Source organism: Bacteroidales bacterium, from assembly GCA_018334875.1.
GTDB lineage: Bacteria > Bacteroidota > Bacteroidia > Bacteroidales > UBA12077 > JAGXLC01.
In genome coordinates, this window is record JAGXLC010000485.1 from 1 (window position 1) to 2,942 (window position 2,942).

The 2,942-nt window shown below is 42.0% G+C and carries 3 protein-coding genes; all 3 read right to left on the bottom strand.

From position 1 onward, the window contains the following. Nucleotides 1–364 precede the first annotated feature (364 nt). A complete protein-coding gene (locus KGY70_20230) occupies nt 365–1,108 on the bottom strand; it encodes a ThuA domain-containing protein (GenBank protein ID MBS3777532.1) in 744 nt (247 codons plus the stop codon). A gap of 85 nt (nt 1,109–1,193) precedes the next feature. Next, nucleotides 1,194–2,045, bottom strand: coding sequence for a hypothetical protein (locus tag KGY70_20235; protein ID MBS3777533.1), 852 nt, complete (start codon nt 2,043–2,045; stop codon nt 1,194–1,196). Between the two features lie 9 nt (nt 2,046–2,054). Then, entirely contained in the window at nt 2,055–2,903 is an 849-nt protein-coding gene (locus tag KGY70_20240; GenBank protein ID MBS3777534.1) for a hypothetical protein, read from the bottom strand. Nucleotides 2,904–2,942 lie beyond the last annotated feature (39 nt).

Sequence of the window (2,942 nt, forward strand, 5' to 3'; positions counted from 1 at the left end):
GCTGTTGCAATAACAGAAGCATGAAGTATAACAATTCAAATCGCTATAAGCTTCATGGTTTCAAATTGTGCTTTGCTTCAGTATTTACTCGCCCTTAGATGCCTCCAACCTTTCTATCTATATTTATTTTGTTTTTTCGCTCTTGCATGCTGTCGTTCCGGTCGTTCTTTCGTGCTGTCATGCCATCCTGTTGTCGTATCGTCGGTCTTTTTCATCCAATCAATCAATCAATCAACCAATCAACCAATCAATCATCCAATCAACCAATCAATCATCCAATCAACCAATCAATCATCCAATCAACCAATCAATTATTCCCCAAAATCGCAGCGCCCCTTAACATAAAAAGCATACCTAGCTTAAACTAATGTGGTTTGCGAGCAACCCATTCGATGGCATTGGACAAAAGCCTGCGGAAATTTTTGTCCTGATAAGCTTTATGATCGTGGCCAAATAAAAGGTAGACGATCCTTGAATTGTTGTACTTGTTTGTCCATGCTACTTTTTCGGCACATTGGGGATGATCTGTGGTAAGCAGGGTATTCACAAATGATCTCACTCTTAGATTGGAATACCCTTCGTCTAAAATGGTGAAATCATTCATGTTTTTTGTTACCGGGTGATCGGGATCCAAAACCGAGACTTCCATTTTGATATCATGTTTGAAATCTGATGCCAGGGCCGGATCATCATCTACGTAACCCTGTTGTAGATAGCGGCCACCGAGGATTTTTTCAAATTCATCCCATTCCTGATAGGATACCAGTGAGTGATGCAGAAATACGAGACCAATACCCTGTTTGGTCAGATTTACGAAAGCCTCTTTTTGATCATCAGTAATATCCTGCCACATATCGTAGAAAACCACGGCATCGTATTCTTTAAACCTGCCATTCTCCATAGCCTCATTGGCCTCAGGCTGACCGAGCATATCCACATCCAGATTGTCATTTTGGGCAAACATGTTTTCAAAGGCAGTTGTGTCATAGGCATGGCCTCCGGTAACCACCAATATAGTTGTTGACTCGGACATATGGGAATTGCCGGCTGATATCAGGGGCAGCCATACCATCAATGCGATATAAAAGATTATTGAAAGACTTTTCATCGTGTTTTATTTTTTCAATTCAGCCGTTAAATATAATAAATTCTAATCGATATATCCTTCAGGAATAATTCTTGACTTATTCGGGTTAAAGGTTATTGATGTATCCGGTATATTCATCAGCCATTGTTTTCCATTTGTCGCCGGTAATTTTCTCAAAATCTTTTTGGAATGCATCTTCATCGCTAACAAATAATTGGTTGACTTTTTCAACGCCATAGGTGCGGACCAGATAACGTACAAACACCCCGGCATTGGGATAATAAACGGATTCCTCATTGGTGCTTTCCTTGAGCAGTTCGCTGGTTTTCATGATTTTGTCCGGCTGATCGTCTCTGTATTTCCGGATGATATCGTCAATTGCATAACCGCCGTAATCTCCGTCGAGCCATACGGCATACCCTTCACTCATCATTTTGGTAGGTGGATAGCCCAAAGTACGATGCGTTATGACATGAACCAGTTCGTGAGCCCCCAGCGGCGGGTTTTTCTTTTGATACTGGTCTGTTAATTTCCGCCTGTCAGGAAGATAGGTATAATAGAAACTATTCAGCTTGGGTATGGCATGTCCGCCTCCGTCTGTACCTATCAGGCTTTTTCCTTCATCTTTGTTGTAAATATAGATCAGCACCTTATCGCTGAATGATCTTTGAATGCTGTCCTGTATGGCATGGTAATAGTAATTTTGATTCTCCAGCATGGTCTGAACGGCATTTTCATCCGGTGAAGGTGAAGCGGAGAATCCTTCAGGCCGGTAATGTATCACGATATTTTCGGATTCCATCTCTTCCCATTCTTTCTGGAGACTGACATCAACGAAAAAATCGGTGCAGGACGATAAACCTATAAGGACCAGGAGAGCAATGCTCCGGATATGAAAACCCAAACGGGGTATCTTGCTTTTTATACGGAAGGGGTGTTTTGTCTTGCCTGTTTCCATGATATTGAATTAAAAACGGTACATGATATAGTAATGAAACAGTCGGTCCAGCTTAAAGTGCATTACCCTGTTTGCATAAAATGCAGGCTTCGGACTGGCAAAACCTATAAGGTCGTTCTTGACAGCTCCCAACCGGAGGGTGCCTTTTTCAGGCAATTGCCACGATACACCCAGCTTAAAGAGGGTTTGATAGTAGAACCCGCTATAACCTGAGGATAGAACAGATTCACCGTTTACATCGTAAGTTTGTAATTTACCATAGTTGCTATAGGGCAAGTAAAACCGTGCGTCGAAGCTGCCTTCGATGATCCAGTTTGGTAACAGATCGTAATTGAGTTGTAAGGCTGGTCCGATATATAGGTTGATATCTTCTGTTCTTTCCATCCTGCCTGAAAGATAATGCAGTTCCCGGTTTTCATAGAGCAACCCGCTGGTTAGTCCATGGTTTGCACTGAGTCCTTTCCATTGAAAAAAAGGGAATATCAGATGGTAATCCAGTCCGGAACGAAAATAGGTTTGACTCTTCCGTTGAAGCAAATGATTTCTGTCTTTCCCGTTATCCGAATCGAGTGAAGAGGGAAGACTTACAGTCATTTTAACATTATGAAGGGCTTTAGGTCTGTTGATGCGATGTGATATGCCCAGGGCAAAAGATTGGGATTCAATTACCGGATACCCGGCTTTTATCGGAGTAGCGGGTTTTTGCTGGCTAAAGGAATGATAATTCCACCATTCGGCGGAAACAGCCCATGATGCATCTTCTGTATTTTCTCCGGCTGACTCCTGCGCCCATACAGCAGGCTGTGACAAGAATATAACAAGAACCATCAATATCTTTGTTGCATGGGTGCGGCTCATCTTCTTTTTTTAAAGGGTATAAAAGTAATAAAGAATTGT

Excerpts from the sequence above, each read along its gene's own strand:
- KGY70_20240 (MBS3777534.1), bottom strand. The coding sequence starts at position 2,903 with ATGAGCCGCACCCATGCAACAAAGATATTGATGGTTCTTGTTATATTC.
- KGY70_20230 (MBS3777532.1), bottom strand. The coding sequence starts at position 1,108 with ATGAAAAGTCTTTCAATAATCTTTTATATCGCATTGATGGTATGGCTG.
- KGY70_20235 (MBS3777533.1), bottom strand. The coding sequence starts at position 2,045 with ATGGAAACAGGCAAGACAAAACACCCCTTCCGTATAAAAAGCAAGATA.